Source organism: Alteromonas sp. LMIT006, from assembly GCF_024300645.1.
In the GTDB taxonomy this organism is placed as follows: domain Bacteria; phylum Pseudomonadota; class Gammaproteobacteria; order Enterobacterales; family Alteromonadaceae; genus Opacimonas; species Opacimonas immobilis.
The window spans coordinates 2291566-2310921 of sequence record NZ_CP101291.1 but is presented as its reverse complement, the minus strand read 5'-3'; the positions used below and the strand labels follow the sequence as shown (position 1 = coordinate 2310921).

The following is a 19356-nucleotide window of genomic DNA, read 5'->3' as shown; positions in this document are numbered from 1 at the left end:
ATGGCGCGTAGTCGCAAAAGTGGCCGTGCCATTGATGGCGTGTTTTTATTGGATAAGCCTTTAGGTGAATCGTCAAATCGCTATTTGCAACGTGTTCGAGCCATTTTTAACGCCAAAAAAGCCGGTCATACTGGCGCCCTTGATCCTCTCGCTAGCGGCATGCTCCCCATTTGTTTGGGTGAATCGACTAAGTTTTCGCAGTATTTGTTAGATGCAGACAAAACCTATTATGTTCGTGCTAAGCTAGGCATTCGCACAGACACCTCTGACGCCGATGGGGAAGTGGTTGAAACACGTCCAGTGACAGTGGGTCCTGAGCAAATCCAACAAGCATGCCTTGCCTATCTAGGTGATTCCGAACAAGTGCCTTCGATGTATTCTGCGCTCAAACATGAAGGCAAACCTCTGTATTGGTATGCAAGACAGGATATCACAGTCGAGCGTCCTGCTCGTCCAATTACCATCTTTGATATGTCGGTAGATGACATTACTGATGATGAATTTGCGCTCACAGTGCGAGTTTCGAAAGGTACTTACATTCGGTCATTGGTCGATGATATTGGGCAGGATTTGGGGTGCGGTGCTTATGTGACCGAACTGCGACGCACACGTGTTGCGGATTATCCGACGGAGAAAATGTTGACCTTTGATGCGCTGCAGGCACTCGCAGATGAACACAAAGACGAGCGTTTTGAGGTCATTGATCAATACCTATTGCCAGCGGATTCACCTGTTGCAAGTTTACCAAAATGTGAATTAACACCTGCTCAGCGGGTAGGGATACAATATGGACAAGCACAACGACTGACTGGTGGAATTGAGATTGGTGAGTATCGGATGTATTGCGAAGGACGTTTTCTTGGAGTAGGAGACTTACGCGCAGATTCTCATATTTACGTTAAGCGTTTAGTGCATAACTAAATTATCAACAGCTTGCAAAGGCATCAAAATGCTATATAATACGCGCTCTTCGTAAGACCTGAATTAGTGATCGGGCTTACTTAATCAACATTTGGAGAAGATTATGTCACTAAATACTCAAGAAACTGCAGCTATCGTTGCTGATTACGCGACTAAAGAAGGCGACACTGGTTCACCTCAAGTACAAGTTGCTTTGTTAACTCATAACATCAACAAGTTACAGTCACATTTTAAAGCACATAAGAAAGACCACCACTCACGTCGTGGTTTATTACGCATGGTTTCTCAGCGTCGTAAGTTACTAGACTATCTAAAAGGTCGTAACTTAGAAGCTTACCAAGATTTGATCAAGCGCTTAGGCCTACGTCGCTAAGACTTGTTTTAAATTGCAAAAAAGCCAGTTCACTTGAACTGGCTTTTTTATTTGGACACAATCAATAAGTGCTTAACGCTGAGTGATTTCCCACAACGACACACTACCACTCACTTCGTTGCCAACTGCAAGAATCGGTTTACCTGTAGGGCTATCGGTTGCAGAGATAACAATCAAAGACTCTGGTGCAAGATCGCCAATACCGTCTGAATTGGCTAATCCTTCAGTAAAGTCACGATTGTTCACATAGTCCACAAAATTCACCGAGAAAGGATTCGTAACATCATAGATCATCACGCCACCAGTGCGTTCTAAGCCTATAAAGGCGTAGACTCGGTTACCAATAGTTGCAACTGTTAAGGCCTCTGGTTCTGGGCCTTTGTTTTCTGAACGATCATCTGACGCATTTTCATCATCGGTATTATTGAATTGAGAACCGTAGATAGTGGCAGTGATCCGTTCAAAGTCATCGCCAGAGTCATAAATCACAAGTCCGTTTTGGTCCCAAAGTGTAAAGGAACGAGCGCCATAAGCGACGGCAAACTCAAATTCACCGTCATTATTTGTATCACCGCCAGCACGAGTCACACGCAGGTTACGAATACGGTCATCGTTGCTTAACGCTTCAAAGGCAGAGCCTGGTGCTGCGTCTAAATCTTTAATTTTGAATTCATCGGTATACGCTAGACAGCCATCATTTACGTCATAGTCTTGACCGCCAGCTGCTGTGCACGAGGCTTCATCAGCTACAGCAAAGAAATATTCACGTGCATCCCCTTCATTAGCTGTAACAATGATCGTTTGTCCTTGCCATTGATATTGCGCGATGGAATCTGGCTGATATGCACCAAATAAACCGTTAAATTGTGCAAAGCTTACTTCGCCATTTTCTACGGTATCGATGTCTAATCCTGCCCAAGATTTTAAACCTAACGGAACAATCTCAACCGAATTATCGGCAAGATTGACCACTGCAAGCGCATTGTTTTCCTGCATAGATACATAGGCTGTTTGATTGTTTGCCGTGATGTATTCTGGCTCTAAGTCTTGTGCAACAGTTGTGTTTATAGTCACGCCATTAATCGTGCGACCGGATGGATTAGGGAATAATACGCCAGCACTGGCTAGAACTGCAGCATCATCGTTAAAGTCATTAAAATCAATAATCGTTGCAGTGTCTGCAGGTATACCATTGGTTACTGCGATAACGGCAATGGAGCCTTCAGGGTCAACTGAGTAATCATCACTGGGCTCACCTTCATTTGCCACAAGGACTTTGCTACCATCTGGTGTAAAAGTGACCATGTCAGGTAAATTGCCTACGGTGACGGCTTTCACTAACGTTGGAGCCGTGGATAGGTTATTGTAAAACGCAATCACGCCATCATCTGCGTGTGCATCAGCTGGGATAGCGACTGCGAGCAAATCGTCATGAATCGCAATACTGGTAAGACCACCAAGAGCAATTCCATTGAGTTCAGTGGGCAATGATAAAGAGGTCGCGACTAATGAATTGTCGTTGCTTGGCAACGTTAATGCTTGACTAGTGATCCCACTGATATCAATCATGCTAATTGCATCATCTGCGCCATTGGTAGCAAAGATAGTTTGTGAAGCTGCATGGTATTGAATGATTTCGGCGGCCCCATCAGCGCTTAATACACTTCTTGCGGTGAGTGCTAGTTCAATGCCTAAACTCGCATCATTTCCCGCTGCCCCTTGAATCCCTTGCTGACCTACTGGACCTTGGGCACCTGGAGCCCCGTCAGTACCGTCATCTCCGTCCAAGGAGCAACCTGTTAATGTAAGTGAAGAAAGTATTGCTATGCTTAATAGTGTTTTTTTCATTATGAGATATTCCTTTAACTAAAAATCTCGTTAATGAAACTAAATGAAGATGACAATTTCGATACAGAAAAATGAAATTTTGGTTAAGCCAAGAGGATGAGATGGATAATTACACTTCAATGCGCGGTAGTCTTGAGCGCCAATTGGTCAAAATCTCATAACACACCGTCTGTTTCCATGGCACTAAATCTCTTGGACCAATATATTGCTGCCCCTGTTGCCCCATCAGTACCACCTCGTCCTCTAAGGCTACTTCAGGTAAATGGGTGACATCGACCATCATTGCATCCATCGCATTACCACCGACAACACGACACTGACTGCCTTTAATTAAGACATAGCCATTGTTCCTGACACGTGGATAGCCATCGCCATATCCGATGGGAAGTACGGCTATTTTCATGGGATGGGTGGCCGTAAAATGCATGCCATAGCCGACTTTATCGCCAACCGACAAGTCACGCAGTGTCATGACTTTGGCTTTAACTGACATCACAGGTTTTAGGCCAGGATATTGATTACATACCAACGATGGATAGATCCCAAAGGGTAAAATACCGGTTCTCACCATGCTAAAGTGTGCATCTGGCAAATCTAATAATCCACCGGTATTACTCATGTGAATATATGGTAAATCAAGCTGTTGTACATTTGGATGATGAATCACCTTATTAAACCGAGCTAGCTGATGCATCGCAAAAGATTTATCCGCCTCGTCTGACATCGCAAAATGACTCATCACACCTTCTAAGCGTAGCTGCGAATAGTCGGTTGCTAGCGTCGTTATCCACTCAACAGCTTGGGTATCGGAAATCCCCCAGCGACTCATGCCGGTATCGACTTCGACTTGAACTGATAAAGTCTTGTCGGCTTTTATTAAAAGCTCATTAAGCTGTTTTGCTCGATAGGCTGAATTGATGCAAGGAGTGATGTTGAACGCAACACATGCTTCAAGTTCTTTTAAACTCGCTTCACCAAATAACAAAATCGGTGCTTGAATATCGTTTTGTCGCAGCTCATAGGCTTCTTTAATTGTTTCAACCGCCAAATAACAATACCCATTAGCCAATGCAAGACGAGCGGTTGTTATTGCTCCATGTCCATAAGCATTGTCTTTTACGACACATAAGCGCTTTAGCTGAGCAGGGGCATGTCGATCAATGATTGCAAAGTTCTGGGCGAGTTGGACAGTATCGATTTCTACCCAAGCATTGCGGATGGCAGCCACATCAGGAATATTCATTAGGCATTTCCTGGAGGCCACATCGTTTGACCGATATCCGTTCGATAATAACTTCCAGAACAATGGATACGTTGCAATTGAGCGTAGCAATGAGTCAGTGCCTGTGCCACGCTTTCACCATACGCATTGACTTCGAGTAGTCTGTGACCATCTGCCAGAATGTCATTATTTTGCCCTTTTATCACTTCGTTAAACCAAATATCAGCTTGTGCATAAGGCTCAATCAGAACAGGGAAAGCAGGACCTGTGATTTCGAGAAATGGATAGCCATATCCGGCTAATGTCACTGAAGTACCGATCCGATAAGAGGCTTTAAAATCGGGTATGAATGATTCTCCATCCAATGCTCTAAAGAGATCAATTGGGTTATTCAACATACTCATGATCATAGTACCGCACGTGACACCCAGTCGGCAGTTGTATTCAATGACCCGCCATTGATTATCTTTAAATATCGCTGTTACTTGAACTGGACCACAATAATTGACTTCCTTAAACCATGGCTTTAAAGGTTCGATAAGTTCAGCTACCAGTCCGTATTTATCCGTAGGATCTTGTTCGACAATGCCGCCAAGTGGTGCACCAGCGATTTTGCCCATATTGCCATTGAATGCGCGTTTGTATTCTTGATTGGTAATAAGAGGCGTAATGGTATCACCTTGAACAAACGCGATATGCCCAGCCTCACGATGACCGAGATATTCCTGCAAATAGACGCCTTCTGCATAGTCGATTCGATTTAGCCAACTTTTGGTATCCGCTAAGGTTTCACACACTATGGTGTGAATGGGACTCGTAGGGGAGCATAAGGTGTTTTTGAGCACATAGGGAGCAGGGTGTTCTTCGATAAAGGCTTCAGCGTCCAATCGATTCATTGCCACATGTGCTTTAGGTAACGCAATGCCATATTGTTCACATAAACGATGAGCAAAAAAGCGATCTCTTTCTAGCTGCAAAGCTTCCCCTATAGGACAGAGGATCTTTGTGTTCGCCACAAGCGCCGACGCCCAAGTTTGCTGAGCCCAATCAATTGACATCGGCAATACATAGGTACAAGGGTGTTCAGCCAATAGCTCTAATGGGCTGGCGTAGTCGTGCAAGGTAAAACATGTTGCGACTTGTCGAGCACCGTAATGACCATAGTCTCGATTTAGCCAAACCACCACGTTCAATCCAGCCTTTTGAAGACGCTCGGCAATCCCATGAGTAAAAGCACCTACACCAATAATGAGAACAGAATCAGTCATGGGTTAGCTTGTTGGTGTTAAACGCAAAGTCGAGACCGTGCGTTCCAGCTGAGTCACCTTTTGCTTTAGTGCATTATTGCGTTGTTCCAATATCGCAATTTTGTCATTGACTGTGTTGTTTGAACTTTGGTGACTCAATATAGATTGCTTAACTGATTCAATTTCAAGATTGACGGCCAGTAATTCATTTCGCAAACTGCTAATGTCCACACCTAATACATCGAGTCCTTTGTCCGTCTTTGCCACATTTGCGGTGATAGTATTTTGACCTTTTTGCAAGTTGGTGCGATTGTCTTCTACAACTTTTTCTAGATCGCGCAGCTCTTTTTGATTCCGACGCCATGCCGATGCCCAAAGCTTATCCATTTGTTCCCAGAGTTCATCGCTTTTGGCTGCTAACTCTTTGAGTTTGGCTTGCAAGGCAACCGTCGAACTACCCATTTCTTCACCTGTGGCGGAGAGCTGATTTTCTAATTCTACAATCCGGTTTTGTGCATCATCCAAGCTTGCTATCGTTTGCGTATGCAAATAGTACAAGTAACCGCCAACGCCTGATGCAAATAAGGCTAGAATAAAGGCTATTAGGGTCAAAGAAGAGCTTGACGACTTGGGGGTGGGTGGGGGTGAAGCCGCTCGCGAACGCGGCGCAACACGGTCATTATCTTCTAGTCGAATTTCGGAAAAATGATCTGCAGAGCGATTGGACATAATCAAATGAGTTCTTTATTTTTCGCCATATAATAGCGTAAAGAACTCATTTGAGGCTAGTGTTTTTATTAAGCTAGGGAGGCCTTCAGCGCCTGTTCAACATCTGCGATGATATCATCAATGTGTTCGATGCCCACCGAAATGCGCACTAGATCCTCTGAAACCCCAGCGGAGGCAAGTTCTTCAGGAGATAATTGACGATGCGTCGTTGATGCAGGATGACAAGCAAGTGACTTGGCATCACCAATATTCACTAAGCGTAAGATCATTTGTAATGCATCGATGAATTTGCCACCAGCGACTTTGGCATCATCGGCTTTGATGCCAAAGCTGATTATTCCCGAAGCCAAACCACCAGACATTTTTTGACATGTTGCGTGATATGGGCTGTTATCTAACCCAGCGTAGTTGACCCAGCTTACTAGCGGATGAGCACTTAAATATTCAGCGAGGGCTTGTGCATTTTGACAATGGCGCTCCATGCGCAATGGCAAAGTTTCTAATCCTTGCAGTAGTTGGAAGGCATTTTGCGGCGAAAGTGCTGCGCCTGTGTTGCGCAAAGGTACCACTCTACAGCGGCCGATATATGCAGCAGGACCAAGTGCTTCGGTATACACCACACCGTGATAAGAGGGATCGGGTTCGTTGAGCATTGGGAAACGGTCTTTATTGGCGACCCAGTCAAATTTGCCAGAGTCAACAATCACACCGCCAATGGTTGTGCCATGGCCACCAACGTATTTGGTCAAAGAGTGAATCACGATATCGGCACCGTGCTCAAACGGACGAATCAGCGCGGGTGTTGCTACAGTGTTATCCACTATTAATGGCACACCGTGTTTATGTGCAATCTCACTAAGCGCTTGTAAGTCAACAACATTCCCGGCAGGATTACCGATGGACTCACAAAAAACGGCTTTTGTATTCTCGTCAAACAAGGCATCTAATGTATCAAGATCATCAAAAGACGCCATACGTACTTCAACACCCTGGCGTGGCAGGGTATGAGCAAACAAATTATAAGTACCGCCATATAGTTGACTGGTCGAGATGATGTTCGCGCCAACATGAGTAATGGCTTCAACCGCATAGGTAATGGCAGCCATACCTGAAGCAACGCATAATGCACCTATCCCACCCTCTAAAGCCGCCATGCGTTCTTCTAATACGGCTGTGGTTGGATTCATAATTCGAGTATAGATATTACCAGCAACTTTTAAGTCAAAGAGATCAGCACCGTGTTGGGTGTCATCAAACGTATAAGATGTGGTTTGGTAGATTGGCACGGCTGCTGCTTTAGTCGTCGGGTCAGATTTGTAAGCGTGATGCAAGACCATGGATTCGAGTTTCATAACGTGTCCTTATGTGTATTTCGCAAAATGAAGTATCACTAAATTTACAACTTTTATCCTAATTAAGCGATAAAAAACATAAATAATTTTCCCAAATGAAACCGTTATGGGCTTTTCCTTTCAAATATAAGTGTAAGTGAAGACATTCATGCATTACTAGATGCTTGCAATATCCCGCTCAATACAGCAAACCAAGATTAGAGCGGAGCAGAAAAAGTACTTATCAACTATACCGAGCTAGATTAAGCTTTGTGCTTCATCATGCGTTCTTTTTGACGTGCCCAGTCGCGGTCTTTAATGGTATCGCGTTTGTCGTGTGACTGCTTCCCTCGAGCGAGTTGAACCTCGAGTTTGACCCAACATTTTTTCCAGTACATGGCAGTGGCGACAATCGTATGGCCATCGCGTTCTACTGCGCCAATGAGTTGATCTAGCTCGCGACGTTTGAGCAACAGTCGACGCACGCGTCTTGGATCGCAGATCACATGAGTCGAGGCTTCATTGAGTGGCGTAATATTGACATTTGACACATAGGCCTGGCCATCACGAATAAAAACGTAAGCGTCAACTAAATTGACCTTACCAGAGCGAATACTTTTTACTTCCCACCCTTGTAACTCCATGCCGGCTTCATATTTATCTATAAAAGAATATTCATGGCGCGCTTTTTTGTTGAGCGCGATGGTGGTGCTGGGATTTGACTTCTTTTTCATCCAGTTAGTATATCGGTATTTTGCAATGTGTATAGCGATATGGGGATATTTTTTTGCGTTTAAAGATATGGGTTATGTTATTATTTACATGATATTTAAGGTTGAGGTGTTATGGCTGACGTAAACAAAAGCGCACTGGTTCCCTACAGTGCTAAGACAATGTATGACTTAGTCAACGATGTTCATGCGTATCCCGAGTTTTTACCAGGTTGTGTAGGTATAGAGGTGCATTCAGCTGATGAGTCACATATGAAAGCTTCTATGCACATTGCAAAGGCGGGCATCAAACACACTTTTACGACACTCAATAGCCTTGAACCCAACCGTGCAATCAAGATGCAACTCGCCGATGGGCCGTTCAAATCTTTGAGCGGTGGATGGACATTTACTGAACTCGATGAGCACGCATGCAAGGTTGAGTTGAATTTGACATTTGAGTTCAAAAGTAAACTTATCGCCATGGCATTTGGCAAAATGTTTACCCAACTAGCCAATGTAATGGTCAGCGCATTTATCGCTCGAGCTAAACAAAAAGCCTTAGCGGAAGGAAATGCATAATGCAGAAATTGTGTTCGGTTGAAGTCGTTTATGGCACTCCAGATAAACAAGAAATCGTCACCGTTGAAGTCCCTGCTGAGACTTCAGTTGAGGAATGTATTACTCAATCTAATATTCAGCACATTTTTCCTGAAATCGATTTATCTGAGAACAAAGTCGGGATTTGGAATCGTGCCTGTCGTCTCAAAGATATGGTAAAGGACGGTGATCGCATTGAAATATATCGTCCACTGATAGCTGATCCCAAAGAAGTTCGTCGTCTGCGCGCAGAGAAGGCTAAAGCCGAGGGTCGAGCCAATAAAGTGACCGGCGGCAGACCGTTAGCCAAAGATTAATACTTTCGACGCTTCAGTCCAGTTGTGGCCAAAATTTTGGCCGAAATCTCTTCAATCGAAAATTTGGTACTGTTGAGAAAAGGGATCCTTTCTTTACGGTATAAGTTTTCCACTTCTCTCAATTCCATACGACATTGTTGCATTGAGGCATATTTGGAGTTGGCTCTGCGTTCTGATCGTATTTGATGCAAGCGCTCGGCCGCGATAGTTAAGCCAAAAATCTTGTTCTTATATCGGCGCAACGCAGGATTGAGTTTTATCATGTCTCCCATATCTTCTTCGGTAAAAGGATAATTAGCCGCTTTGATACCGTATTGTAATGCCAAATAAAGACTCGTTGGCGTTTTGCCTGAGCGCGATACTCCAACCAATATAATATCCGCATCTGCATAATTCTGTAAATTTGCGCCATCGTCATTAGTCAATGCATAGTTGACCGCTTCAATACGAATGTCGTATGTCGTTTCATGGATGCTGTGAGTACGATGTTTTTCTGGCTTTGATGGTACCCCTAGGATCTTTTCAAGTGGGGCCACAAATTGGTCTAAAAAGTTGTAATTGATGCCAACTGAGTTGGCAATAATATGACGAATGTCGCTGTTAACGATTGTGTAAAAAACCAACGGACGCTGATTTGTTTCTTGAAAACTTACAGATATTTGCTTTAACACTTCATTTGCATGTTGTTCAGTTTCGACAAAAGGGATCGTGATGTGATTGAACTCAATTGGGAATAAAGACAGCAAAGCATGGCCAAAAACTTCTGAAGTAATGGCTGTGCCATCGGAAATATAATAGGCTGCGCGCATCACAACTCCTTAACAATCTTGTAATTTTATTACGGATTACAATTAAATTTTACAAATTTATAGTCAGCATTCTACAATGCTATTTTGCTTTTTTGGTTAAATTTTAAACAGGCAGTAATTAATGTCGATAAACCATTAAGCTATTACACAATACGGCTGGAGGCTCGCAAGTGCAAGAACAAGCGCAAGAATACGTTCTATGGTATCAACAATTAGGTATGCATGATGTTAACCGAGTAGGGGGCAAAAACGCTTCTCTTGGTGAAATGATCTCGAATTTAGCCAATGCTGGCGTGCAGGTACCGGGTGGTTTTGCAACAACCTCGTATGCGTTTAATGAATTTTTAGAGCAAAGTGGTCTAGAAGCTCGTATTCATGAAGTGCTTGATGCGTTGGACGTCGAAGACGTCAACGCGCTAGCTAAAGCCGGCGAGCAAATTCGACAGTGGATCATCGATACACCATTCCAGCCAGCTTTAGAAACAGCCATTGCCGATGCGTTTGCTGAGCTTTCTGGCGATGCCGGCGACGCCGCTTCTTTTGCTGTGCGTTCATCGGCGACTGCAGAAGATATGCCTGATGCATCATTTGCTGGTCAGCAAGAAACTTTTCTGAATGTAAAAGGCTATGAAGCCGTATTAGTCGCGATTAAACATGTATTCGCATCGTTATTTAATGACCGTGCCATCAGCTATCGTGTGCACCAAGGTTATGACCACAAAGGCGTAGCCTTATCTGCTGGCATTCAACGCATGGTGCGTTCGGATAAAGCCGCTTCTGGTGTCATGTTCTCGATTGATACTGAATCTGGTTTTGAAGATGTAGTGTTTATCACCTCTAGTTTTGGCTTAGGTGAAATGGTGGTTCAAGGTGCGGTCAATCCAGATGAATTTTACGTTCACAAACCCACTCTAGCGGCGGGGCGTCCTGCGGTATTGCGTCGTAACTTAGGCAGTAAACTTACGCAGATGATTTACTCGACGTCGCAAGAACACGGTAAGCAAGTCGAGATTGTGGATGTGCCAAAAGAACAGTCTTTGACATTTTCTATTACCGACGCTGAAGTAGAAGAATTAGCGAAGCAAGCCGTGATTATCGCAGAGCACTACGGCCGAGCGATGGACATTGAGTGGGCCAAAGACGGCACAGATGGGAAGTTATACATAGTACAAGCTCGCCCAGAAACTGTACGCTCACGTGAAGATGCACAAGTCATTGAACGCTATCAACTCGATGGCAATGCCCCGACAGTGTGTACCGGTCGTGCGATTGGTCACAAGATTGGTGCAGGCACTGCAAAAGTTCTTAGCTCTATTGCTGAAATGGACAAAATTGAGCCGGGTGATGTGCTGGTTACCGATATGACTGACCCTGATTGGGAGCCGATCATGAAACGTGCCTCAGCTATCGTCACCAACCGGGGTGGACGTACTTGTCATGCTGCGATCATTGCACGTGAATTAGGTATTCCGGCTGTTGTTGGATGTGGCGATGCGACGTCGAGCATCAATACGGGTGACAAAGTCACTGTATCCTGTGCGGAAGGGGACACTGGTTTCATTTATTCAGAAGAACTAAACTTTGACGTGGTAACGTCACGCATCGATTCGATGCCTGATTTACCATTGAAGATCATGATGAATGTAGGTAATCCTGATCGCGCGTTTGACTTTGCGCGTTTACCGCATGCAGGTGTCGGTCTTGCACGTCTAGAGTTTATCATCAACCGCATGATTGGTGTGCATCCTAAAGCTCTCTTAAACTTTGACGAACAACCCGATGATTTGAAAACCGAAATTGCCGAGATGATTGCCGGTTATGCTTCGCCAAAAGAGTTTTATATTCAAAAACTCGTGGAAGGCATCAGTTCGATCGGTGCGGCGTTCGCGCCTGAAAAAGTCATCGTACGAATGTCAGATTTCAAATCGAACGAATACTTTAACCTCGTCGGTGGTTATCAATACGAGCCAGACGAAGAAAATCCAATGCTCGGTTTCCGTGGTGCGTCACGTTATATTTCCGAGGATTTCCGCGATTGTTTTGCTTTGGAATGTGAAGCCATTAAACGCGTGCGCAATGACATGGGATTAACCAATGTCGAAATCATGATCCCGTTTGTGCGCACATTGGAAGAAGGTCAGCAAGTCATCGACTTATTGCGCGAAGAAGGTTTGGTGCAAGGAGAAAATGGTTTACGCGTTATTATGATGTGTGAATTACCGTCAAATGCGTTATTAGCTGATGAATTTTTAGACATTTTTGATGGGTTCTCGATTGGCTCTAACGACTTAACTCAATTGACGTTGGGATTGGATCGCGATTCTGGTTTAATTGCGCATTTATTTGATGAACGCAACACTGCGGTCAAAAAACTTCTCGCTATGGCCATTCAAGCCGCCAAGAGACGCGGTAAATACGTGGGAATTTGTGGTCAAGGCCCATCTGACCATGAAGACCTTGCAGCTTGGCTAGTTGAACAAGGTATCGATAGTGTGTCGCTGAATCCTGACACAGTTGTCGAAACGTGGTTGTACCTAGCGGAGAAGCACGCTTAATTTACACCTGCATATTGAGTAATTTGAGCCCTGATTGATGCATCTTTCAGGGCTTTTTTGTATACTTGCGTTCATGAATTATGACTAAAGAGTCAACATGTTACCGGTACTCGACCCTCAAGAAGCTTTATCTGTTCACTATCAAGATTATTTGGATGCGTTGCGCGACAGTGATTTTACTGGTGATATTGAAACGGCCTATTCCTCGCGTTTTGCGATGGCAACGGATAATTCAATCTATCAGAAACTACCACAGGCGGTGGTTTATCCCAAATCAGTGAATGATTTATCGATTATTGGCAGAGTTGCGAATGATTTTCCCGAAGTGGTGTTTTCTGCTCGTGGTGGTGGTACTGGCACAAATGGTCAGTCATTAACATCTGGGATCATTGTTGAAACCGCGCGTTATATGAATCAGATACTAGAAATCAATGCTGAAGAACGATGGGTAAGAGTCCAATCAGGTGTCGTTAAAGATGCGTTAAATGATGCATTGAGGCCATTTGGTTTTTTCTTTGCTCCAGACCTTTCGACTTCGAATCGTGCAACCATTGGTGGCATGATCAATACTGACGCCTCAGGTCAGGGCTCTTTAGTCTATGGTAAAACCTCCGATCACATACTAGGCCTGACCAGTGTGTTAGCCAATGGGGATGTTCTGCATACCAAACCGACTTCAATCGATGATTGCTTGGCACATGCCCAGTCCAGTTATGCGCAAATCAGCGAGCAAATTCAAACTTCATGTGTCGCTAAGCGAGATCAGATATTAGCAAAATTTCCGCGCTTGAATCGTTTCTTAACGGGCTATGATTTGGAACATGCGTATATTCCTGAACAACAACAGTTTGACATAAGCCGTTTAATTGCTGGTTCTGAAGGTTCCTTGGCATTTGTGGCGGAAGCCAAACTCAACATTACCCCAATTGCCAAGCACAAAGCTTTGGTCAATATCAAATACAACTCATTTGAATCGGCTTTGCGTCATGCGCCTAAGATGGTCGAGGCTGAAGCTACGTCTGTTGAAACGGTCGATTCAAAAGTACTCAATCTAGCCAAAGCCGATATTATATGGCATTCGGTGTCGGATCTGATTCAAGATGTGCCAAACGCCGAGGTACTTGGGCTGAATATGGTCGAGTACAACAGCGAAGATGAAACCGAAATTACCACTAAGATCACAGCCTTAGAAGCTCGCTTACAAGCTGAGATTGAATCTGGCGAAACAGGAGTGATTGGCTTTCAAGTCACCTATGATGTCGCTGATATCCAAAAAATATACGCTATGCGCAAAAAAGCAGTAGGTTTGCTAGGCAAAACCGATGGGGCGAAAAAGCCTATTGCATTTGCGGAAGACACCGCAGTACCACCTGAAAATTTGGCGGATTTCATCATGGAGTTTCGCGACTTGCTCGATTCGCATAAGTTGGATTATGGCATGTTCGGTCATGTGGATGCTGGCGTATTACATGTTCGTCCAGCTTTGGATATGAATGATCCGCAGCAAGAAGTGCTTCTCAAACAAATATCGGACCAAGTGGTTGCTTTAGTTGCTAAGTATGGTGGCCTGATGTGGGGCGAGCACGGTAAAGGTTATCGCAGTGAGTATGCTCCTGAGTTTTTTGGTGAGGAGCTGTACACAGAGTTGCGTAAGATTAAAGCAGTGTTTGATCCGCTCAATAAGATGAACCCTGGCAAGATTTGTACGCCGTATAAGTCTGATGCTGAGCTCGTCAAAGTTAGTGATACCAAACGCGGTGCATTCGACCGAACTATTCCTGTGGTGCTCAAAGAGGAATACGAACCTGCCATGAGCTGTAACGGCAATGGCTTGTGTTTTAATTACGACACAACATCGCCCATGTGTCCATCATTTAAGATCACAGCCGATCGTCGCCATTCACCCAAAGGGCGAGCGGGTATGATCCGCGAGTGGCTTCGTCTGTTAGCGAAACAAGGGGTTGATACCAAGTCTTTGGATGCGTCTCAAGGAACAACTTCATGGCTGAGTCGTTTAATCAATACCAATTCAGCGCAAAGCAAAGGGGATTTTTCTCATGAAGTCATGCAAGTGATGGATGAATGCTTAGCCTGTAAGTCGTGCTCGTCGCAATGTCCAGTAGGGGTGGATGTGCCCGATTTTAGAGCTAAATTCATAGCCTTGTATTATCAAAGATATTCACGCCCAGTAAAAGATTACCTAGTGGCTAATATTGAACGCATGGCACCTTGGTTGGCCAAAATCGCTCCACTACATAATGCTGTGATGCGTTCCCGATTGGTGCAATGGGCACTGCGCGAGAGTATTGGCTATGTAGATGCACCATTGCTATCTACACCAACGTTAAAGAAACGGGTTTCTACAAAATTTGATATGAGTGCCTTACAGCAGTTGTCAGACGTACACAAGGCTCAAACCGTATTAATTGTGCAAGATCCCTTTACGAGCTTTTATGATGCTCAGGTTGTAGAAGACTTTGTCTTGCTCGCGCAAAAACTAGGATTTAACCCAGTGTTACTGCCATTTAACCCTAATGGTAAACCACAGCATGTCAAAGGGTTCTTGACGGAGTTTGCCAAGACTGCAAAGTCCACAGCTGCCTTTTTAAATGACATCGCAAGTCTCAATATCCCAATGGTTGGCGTAGATGCTTCACTACTGCTGGTCTATCGAGATGAGTACACTAAGACATTAGGAGCAAAGCGTGGAGAGTTTAGTGTACTGGCAGTACATGAGTGGTTAGTACAGCATGCAGCAAGTGTCATAGCCAAAAACCAAGCTCAGTCTGAGCATGAGTTTGCCCTCTTTACTCACTGTACTGAGAAAACAGCTCTGCCAACCAGTGAAAAGCAATGGCAGAAGATATTTGCTGATGCGGGGTTAGAGCTTAGTATCGTGTCTGTTGGGTGCTGTGGTATGGCCGGAACATATGGTCATGAAGTGGTGCATTTGCACAACAGCAAAGGGATCTATGATTTGAGCTGGCGTGATGCAATTGCTCGATTTGCTCCCGAGCAGAGAGCGGTAACAGGTTACTCTTGTCGCAGTCAAGTGGCTCGATACAGTGATGGCAAGCCGCGACATCCACTACAAATATTACTCAATTCACTATTATAATAGGAACCAACATGGCCGAATCAGTTCCTCAAGATCAAGAACAATTAGCCGAATGGGTGCGTGAACAATTTCAAAAAGCCAATAAACACCTAGCAGAAAACGGTGTGTTATTCGAATCTGTAGTTATCGAAGATAGTCGCTATCTCGCGCCAATGGTGGCGGTATGGAAAATCAAAACCCGTGATGGTAAATACTTTTGGGTCATCAGTGGTGACTTGCCAGTGGATTTTGTACCTGCAAGTGTGTCATCTGATGTTCGAGGCGTGTTGAAACATTTTTCGCTGTTGTGGCAGTTGAAAGTGGAGAACCTTTCTCAAGCTGAGAAGATCAACGAAACTCAAAAAGAATACCTCACGTTGCTCGGCACCCGGGCTCATGACTTATATCACATGAGCGAGGATGATAAGCTCTGGCAAGTAAACTAATCGAGTATTTCATAAAATCCTTCGTTGACTAGTTCAGCGATGATATTGACACTACTGAATTGAAGGTGATCACTAGGGGTTACCTTCATTTTTGTTTCGTTGAGTAAGCTTTCAAAAAACGGCCTATCCAAGGCATCGGCCTCATAGCGACGACCATTGATAAAGAACACGAAAAACTCATTAGTTTGATGCTCAGGATAGAGTGGGCGGATCCCAAGATTTGGTACCATGGTTAAACCTGCATTAATCATTCGCAGCATTTCAGCTGAACTGTATGGTGATTCAAGAGCATATTCATCGTGGATTGGATGATAGGTTTTGGATAACATTTCTGTCAGCAAATAATCGGTTTCATCTAGATCAATAAACTGATGCAATAATTGCTTTAAGACAAAAATATCATGCCCATTCACCGCGGAACGTTTATGAGTGATCACACGATTAGGGTCGCTAAAGCGTTTGGTTAATAAGTCGTTATCCAAGATGCCATCGGCTAAGCCCTGCAATAATTCACTTTGATTTGGAGCCCTAAAGCCAACAGAGTAATTGAAACATTCAGTGATGGACTTACCTTGATGCGGATAAAATGGCGGTATGTAGAGAACATCACCGGGTAGCATCACAATATCGATAATAGGCTGAAAGGGTTTGACTTGTTGCAATTGAGCATGAGGGTATAGCTTTTCAGAACTGCTACTGAGTTTGTGTCCAACCTGCCAGCGTCGTTGCCCCATGCCTTGCACAATAAACACATCGTATTCGTCATAATGTGCACCAACACCGCCACCCGCCACACTGTAAGTGACTAACAAATCATCAAAGCGCCAGTGAGGAATGAACGCAAATTTTTCCGTTAAGGCTTTGGTTTGTGGTAAGTAATTGTCGACACCTTGTACCATTAAGGTCCAGCCACCCACACAGTTTTCATTGATGTCATCAGCTGTAAAAGGACCTTGATGAACGTCCCATTGCTCGTCTGCGAAACTGACTATGCGAGCATCAATATCCTCTTCAAGCGCAAGTCCTGCCAAGGTATCAGCATCCACTGGGTCCTGAAAATTAGGAAATAACTTGCGGATAATACAGGGTTTCTTTTGCCAGTATTGTTGAACAAAAACTTCTGGATCAAAATCAATGATATCGTAAGTGTGCGAAGTCATATTGTGCGGTTCTCAATTGTCCATAACTTTTTAAATGCTGTGCGCTCAATGTTAGTGTTTGATATGGGCAGAATTCAAAGAAAAAAGTCTCGCTCATACTGATACTATCGAGCTTTGCGTGGCGTTCTAAACGAGATGCCATGTTAACCGTTTTTCCCCAAATATCAAAGTAACGTCTATTCGAACCTATGTATCCTGCCACGAGTGAGCCGTTGTGAGCGCCACAGCGCAACTGGCCTTCAATCCCATAGTAGTGACAAATACTGTAAAACTGCCGAAATAACTCACTAATACACGGCCAAATGTCGTCTTTGTCAGGGTGGATAAATAGGACTAAACATTGATCGGCATTGGTTTTGATTATTTTGCCCATGGCGGATTCAATGACGGGTTCAAATGCTGAAAAACAGTAGTGCATGGCAAAAACCACGTCTTTATCACGAAAGTCTCGTGTCAGTTCGACAAAGTTTGCCATATCAAAGAATAGTACCACACAGTCATCCAGTGACTGATGCAGCGGCTTGGTAATTGCGGGTATAAATGGTAGGGTGTGCATAAGATGCCCCTTTAACAAGATAAAGAGGCATCATGACAAGGTTTTAAGCGTCTAACAACTGATCGACAAGACGGATCGCATCGCCAATATAGCTTGCTGGAGTTAAGGTTTTAAGTTCTGCCTTGACACTATCAGGCAATTCTAGTCCATCGATGAAGTCAGCCATGATGTCAGCGTTGACTTTTTTGCCACGAGTTAACTCTTTGAGTTTTTCGTATGGTTTCTCTATACCATATCGGCGCATCACGGTTTGAACCGGTTCCGCCAAAAGCTCCCAGTTGTCATCGAGCTCGGCAAGCAGACTTGCTTCATTTACTTCAAGTTTGCTGATCCCTTTTAAACTTGCTTGATAGGCAATAAGTGAATAACCCATGCCCACACCTAAGTTACGTAGAACTGTCGAATCCGTTAAATCACGTTGCCAGCGAGACACGGGAAGTTTGGTCGCAAGGTGTGCAAACAACGCATTAGCAATGCCTAAGTTCCCTTCTGAGTTTTCAAAATCAATTGGGTTGACTTTGTGTGGCATAGTGGATGAGCCAATTTCGCCGGCGATGGTTTTTTGCTTAAAGTGACCTAGTGCAATATAGCCCCAAACATCTCGGTCAAAATCAAGTAAAATGGTATTAAAACGAGCAACGGCATCAAATAATTCTGCGATGTAATCATGCGGCTCGATTTGAGTCGTGTAAGCATTCCAAGTAATGCCTAGGCTTGTAACAAACTGTTCACTTAAGGCATGCCAGTTCACATCCGGGTAGGCCGATAAATGCGCATTATAGTTGCCCACAGCGCCGTTAATTTTGCCAAGCACAGAGACTTGTGCTACTTGGTTGCGTTGGCGTTGCAAGCGCACCATCACATTTGCCATCTCTTTCCCCATGGTGGTAGGAGAGGCTGGTTGGCCATGAGTCCGGGCCATCATCGGGATGCTGCGATATTCTTTGCTCAGCTCACGCAATGCATTTATCAATTTGTCCATATAAGGCAAAATGACCTCATCACGCGCTTCTTTTAACATCAACGCATGAGATAAGTTGTTTATGTCCTCTGAGGTGCAAGCAAAGTGGATAAACTCCGAAACCGCATTGAGTTCAGGTATGTTGGCGACTTGTTCTTTGAGGAAATATTCTACGGCTTTCACATCGTGATTGGTGGTTTTTTCAATGTCTTTGATGTGTTGGGCATCGTCTTCAGAGAACGAAGATACGATCTGGTTCAAATGTTCATTGGCTTGAGCGGAAAACGCAGGAACTTCTTTGATTTCAGCGGTCTCCGCCAAACGTTGTAACCAACGCACTTCGACAATGACGCGATATTTGAGAAGGCCAAACTCCGAAAAATACTCACGAAGTTCATTGGTTTTACTGGCGTAACGCCCATCGACAGGGGATAGGGCGGTTAATAAAGATAGATCCACAAAAGGCTCCTAACG

General features: G+C 44.2%; 17 protein-coding genes. 7 read left to right on the top strand and 10 right to left on the bottom strand.

Annotated features, from left to right (window positions below):
- Together truB and rpsO are read left to right on the top strand one after the other, a co-directional pair.
- Positions 1–921, top strand: a complete 921-nt coding sequence (gene truB, locus NLG07_RS10765) for a tRNA pseudouridine(55) synthase TruB (RefSeq protein ID WP_254855451.1) — start codon at positions 1–3, stop codon at positions 919–921.
- A gap of 103 nt (positions 922–1024) precedes the next feature.
- Complete coding sequence (rpsO, locus tag NLG07_RS10760; protein WP_254855450.1) at positions 1025–1294, top strand: 30S ribosomal protein S15; 270 nt, start codon at positions 1025–1027, stop codon at positions 1292–1294.
- Between the two features lie 72 nt (positions 1295–1366).
- Here the strand turns inward: rpsO and NLG07_RS10755 are convergent, their stop codons facing one another.
- The 6 genes from NLG07_RS10755 to smpB all read right to left on the bottom strand — a co-directional run bounded on the left by NLG07_RS10755 (position 1367) and on the right by smpB (position 8405).
- Positions 1367–3142 carry a choice-of-anchor I family protein gene (locus NLG07_RS10755; RefSeq protein WP_254855449.1) on the bottom strand — a complete coding sequence of 592 codons (1776 nt, stop codon included), beginning with the start codon at positions 3140–3142 and terminating at the stop codon, positions 1367–1369.
- Positions 3143–3251: 109 nt separating this feature from the next.
- Positions 3252–4385: an alanine racemase gene (gene alr / locus NLG07_RS10750; protein WP_254855448.1), complete on the bottom strand. Its 1134-nt coding sequence runs from the start codon at positions 4383–4385 to the stop codon at positions 3252–3254.
- Positions 4385–5632, bottom strand: coding sequence for a phosphoribosylglycinamide synthetase C domain-containing protein (locus NLG07_RS10745; protein WP_254855447.1), 1248 nt, complete (start codon positions 5630–5632; stop codon positions 4385–4387). The genes alr and NLG07_RS10745 overlap by 1 nt, the downstream gene beginning before the upstream one ends.
- A gap of 3 nt (positions 5633–5635) precedes the next feature.
- Positions 5636–6340: a hypothetical protein gene (locus tag NLG07_RS10740; RefSeq protein ID WP_254855446.1), complete on the bottom strand. Its 705-nt coding sequence runs from the start codon at positions 6338–6340 to the stop codon at positions 5636–5638.
- A gap of 68 nt (positions 6341–6408) precedes the next feature.
- Positions 6409–7692 (bottom strand): O-acetylhomoserine aminocarboxypropyltransferase/cysteine synthase family protein, encoded by a 1284-nt coding sequence (locus NLG07_RS10735; protein WP_254855445.1) that lies wholly within the window; start codon positions 7690–7692, stop codon positions 6409–6411.
- Positions 7693–7934: 242 nt separating this feature from the next.
- The gene (smpB, locus tag NLG07_RS10730) at positions 7935–8405 is read right to left on the bottom strand and encodes an SsrA-binding protein SmpB (protein WP_254855444.1); all 471 of its coding nucleotides are present in this window, start codon (positions 8403–8405) and stop codon (positions 7935–7937) included.
- A gap of 111 nt (positions 8406–8516) precedes the next feature.
- On the opposite strand from smpB, the gene NLG07_RS10725 reads away from it, so the two are divergent.
- Positions 8517–8963 carry a type II toxin-antitoxin system RatA family toxin gene (locus NLG07_RS10725; RefSeq protein WP_254855443.1) on the top strand — a complete coding sequence of 149 codons (447 nt, stop codon included), beginning with the start codon at positions 8517–8519 and terminating at the stop codon, positions 8961–8963.
- Positions 8963–9298, top strand: a complete 336-nt coding sequence (locus tag NLG07_RS10720) for an RnfH family protein (RefSeq protein WP_254855442.1) — start codon at positions 8963–8965, stop codon at positions 9296–9298. The genes NLG07_RS10725 and NLG07_RS10720 overlap by 1 nt, the downstream gene beginning before the upstream one ends.
- On the opposite strand, the gene NLG07_RS10715 is transcribed toward NLG07_RS10720, so the two are convergent.
- Entirely contained in the window at positions 9295–10107 is an 813-nt protein-coding gene (locus tag NLG07_RS10715) for a pyruvate, water dikinase regulatory protein (RefSeq protein ID WP_254855441.1), read from the bottom strand. The two genes, NLG07_RS10720 and NLG07_RS10715, sit on opposite strands and share 4 nt — an antisense overlap.
- 170 nt (positions 10108–10277) lie before the next feature.
- Between NLG07_RS10715 and ppsA the strand changes: the two genes are divergently transcribed.
- From ppsA to NLG07_RS10700, 3 genes are all read left to right on the top strand, one after another.
- Complete coding sequence (ppsA, locus tag NLG07_RS10710; RefSeq protein ID WP_303049205.1) at positions 10278–12662, top strand: phosphoenolpyruvate synthase; 2385 nt, start codon at positions 10278–10280, stop codon at positions 12660–12662.
- 97 nt (positions 12663–12759) lie between these two features.
- On the top strand, positions 12760–15780 hold the full coding sequence (locus tag NLG07_RS10705; RefSeq protein WP_254855440.1) for an FAD-binding and (Fe-S)-binding domain-containing protein: 3021 nt from the start codon (positions 12760–12762) through the stop codon (positions 15778–15780).
- Between the two features lie 11 nt (positions 15781–15791).
- The gene (locus NLG07_RS10700; RefSeq protein ID WP_254855439.1) at positions 15792–16205 is read left to right on the top strand and encodes a DUF4826 family protein; all 414 of its coding nucleotides are present in this window, start codon (positions 15792–15794) and stop codon (positions 16203–16205) included.
- On the opposite strand, the gene NLG07_RS10695 is transcribed toward NLG07_RS10700, so the two are convergent.
- The 3 genes from NLG07_RS10695 to purB are packed head-to-tail and all read right to left on the bottom strand — an operon-like array spanning position 16202 to position 19341.
- Positions 16202–17365, bottom strand: coding sequence for a cupin domain-containing protein (locus tag NLG07_RS10695; protein WP_254855438.1), 1164 nt, complete (start codon positions 17363–17365; stop codon positions 16202–16204). The genes NLG07_RS10700 and NLG07_RS10695 overlap by 4 nt on opposite strands.
- Positions 17337–17921, bottom strand: coding sequence for an adenylate/guanylate cyclase domain-containing protein (locus NLG07_RS10690; RefSeq protein ID WP_254855437.1), 585 nt, complete (start codon positions 17919–17921; stop codon positions 17337–17339). The genes NLG07_RS10695 and NLG07_RS10690 overlap by 29 nt, the downstream gene beginning before the upstream one ends.
- A 43-nt stretch (positions 17922–17964) precedes the next feature.
- Positions 17965–19341 (bottom strand): adenylosuccinate lyase, encoded by a 1377-nt coding sequence (gene purB, locus NLG07_RS10685; RefSeq protein WP_254855436.1) that lies wholly within the window; start codon positions 19339–19341, stop codon positions 17965–17967.
- Positions 19342–19356 lie beyond the last annotated feature (15 nt).

What these genes read in the sequence shown, in the direction of transcription:
- truB (WP_254855451.1), top strand. Translation starts at nt 1, where the DNA reads ATGGCGCGTAGTCGCAAAAGTGGCCGTGCCATTGATGGCGTGTTTTTA.
- rpsO (WP_254855450.1), top strand. Translation starts at nt 1,025, where the DNA reads ATGTCACTAAATACTCAAGAAACTGCAGCTATCGTTGCTGATTACGCG.
- NLG07_RS10755 (WP_254855449.1), bottom strand. Translation starts at nt 3,142, where the DNA reads ATGAAAAAAACACTATTAAGCATAGCAATACTTTCTTCACTTACATTA.
- alr (WP_254855448.1), bottom strand. Translation starts at nt 4,385, where the DNA reads ATGAATATTCCTGATGTGGCTGCCATCCGCAATGCTTGGGTAGAAATC.
- NLG07_RS10745 (WP_254855447.1), bottom strand. Translation starts at nt 5,632, where the DNA reads ATGACTGATTCTGTTCTCATTATTGGTGTAGGTGCTTTTACTCATGGG.
- NLG07_RS10740 (WP_254855446.1), bottom strand. Translation starts at nt 6,340, where the DNA reads ATGTCCAATCGCTCTGCAGATCATTTTTCCGAAATTCGACTAGAAGAT.
- NLG07_RS10735 (WP_254855445.1), bottom strand. Translation starts at nt 7,692, where the DNA reads ATGAAACTCGAATCCATGGTCTTGCATCACGCTTACAAATCTGACCCG.
- smpB (WP_254855444.1), bottom strand. Translation starts at nt 8,405, where the DNA reads ATGAAAAAGAAGTCAAATCCCAGCACCACCATCGCGCTCAACAAAAAA.
- NLG07_RS10725 (WP_254855443.1), top strand. Translation starts at nt 8,517, where the DNA reads ATGGCTGACGTAAACAAAAGCGCACTGGTTCCCTACAGTGCTAAGACA.
- NLG07_RS10720 (WP_254855442.1), top strand. Translation starts at nt 8,963, where the DNA reads ATGCAGAAATTGTGTTCGGTTGAAGTCGTTTATGGCACTCCAGATAAA.
- NLG07_RS10715 (WP_254855441.1), bottom strand. Translation starts at nt 10,107, where the DNA reads ATGCGCGCAGCCTATTATATTTCCGATGGCACAGCCATTACTTCAGAA.
- NLG07_RS10705 (WP_254855440.1), top strand. Translation starts at nt 12,760, where the DNA reads ATGTTACCGGTACTCGACCCTCAAGAAGCTTTATCTGTTCACTATCAA.
- NLG07_RS10700 (WP_254855439.1), top strand. Translation starts at nt 15,792, where the DNA reads ATGGCCGAATCAGTTCCTCAAGATCAAGAACAATTAGCCGAATGGGTG.
- NLG07_RS10695 (WP_254855438.1), bottom strand. Translation starts at nt 17,365, where the DNA reads ATGACTTCGCACACTTACGATATCATTGATTTTGATCCAGAAGTTTTT.
- NLG07_RS10690 (WP_254855437.1), bottom strand. Translation starts at nt 17,921, where the DNA reads ATGCACACCCTACCATTTATACCCGCAATTACCAAGCCGCTGCATCAG.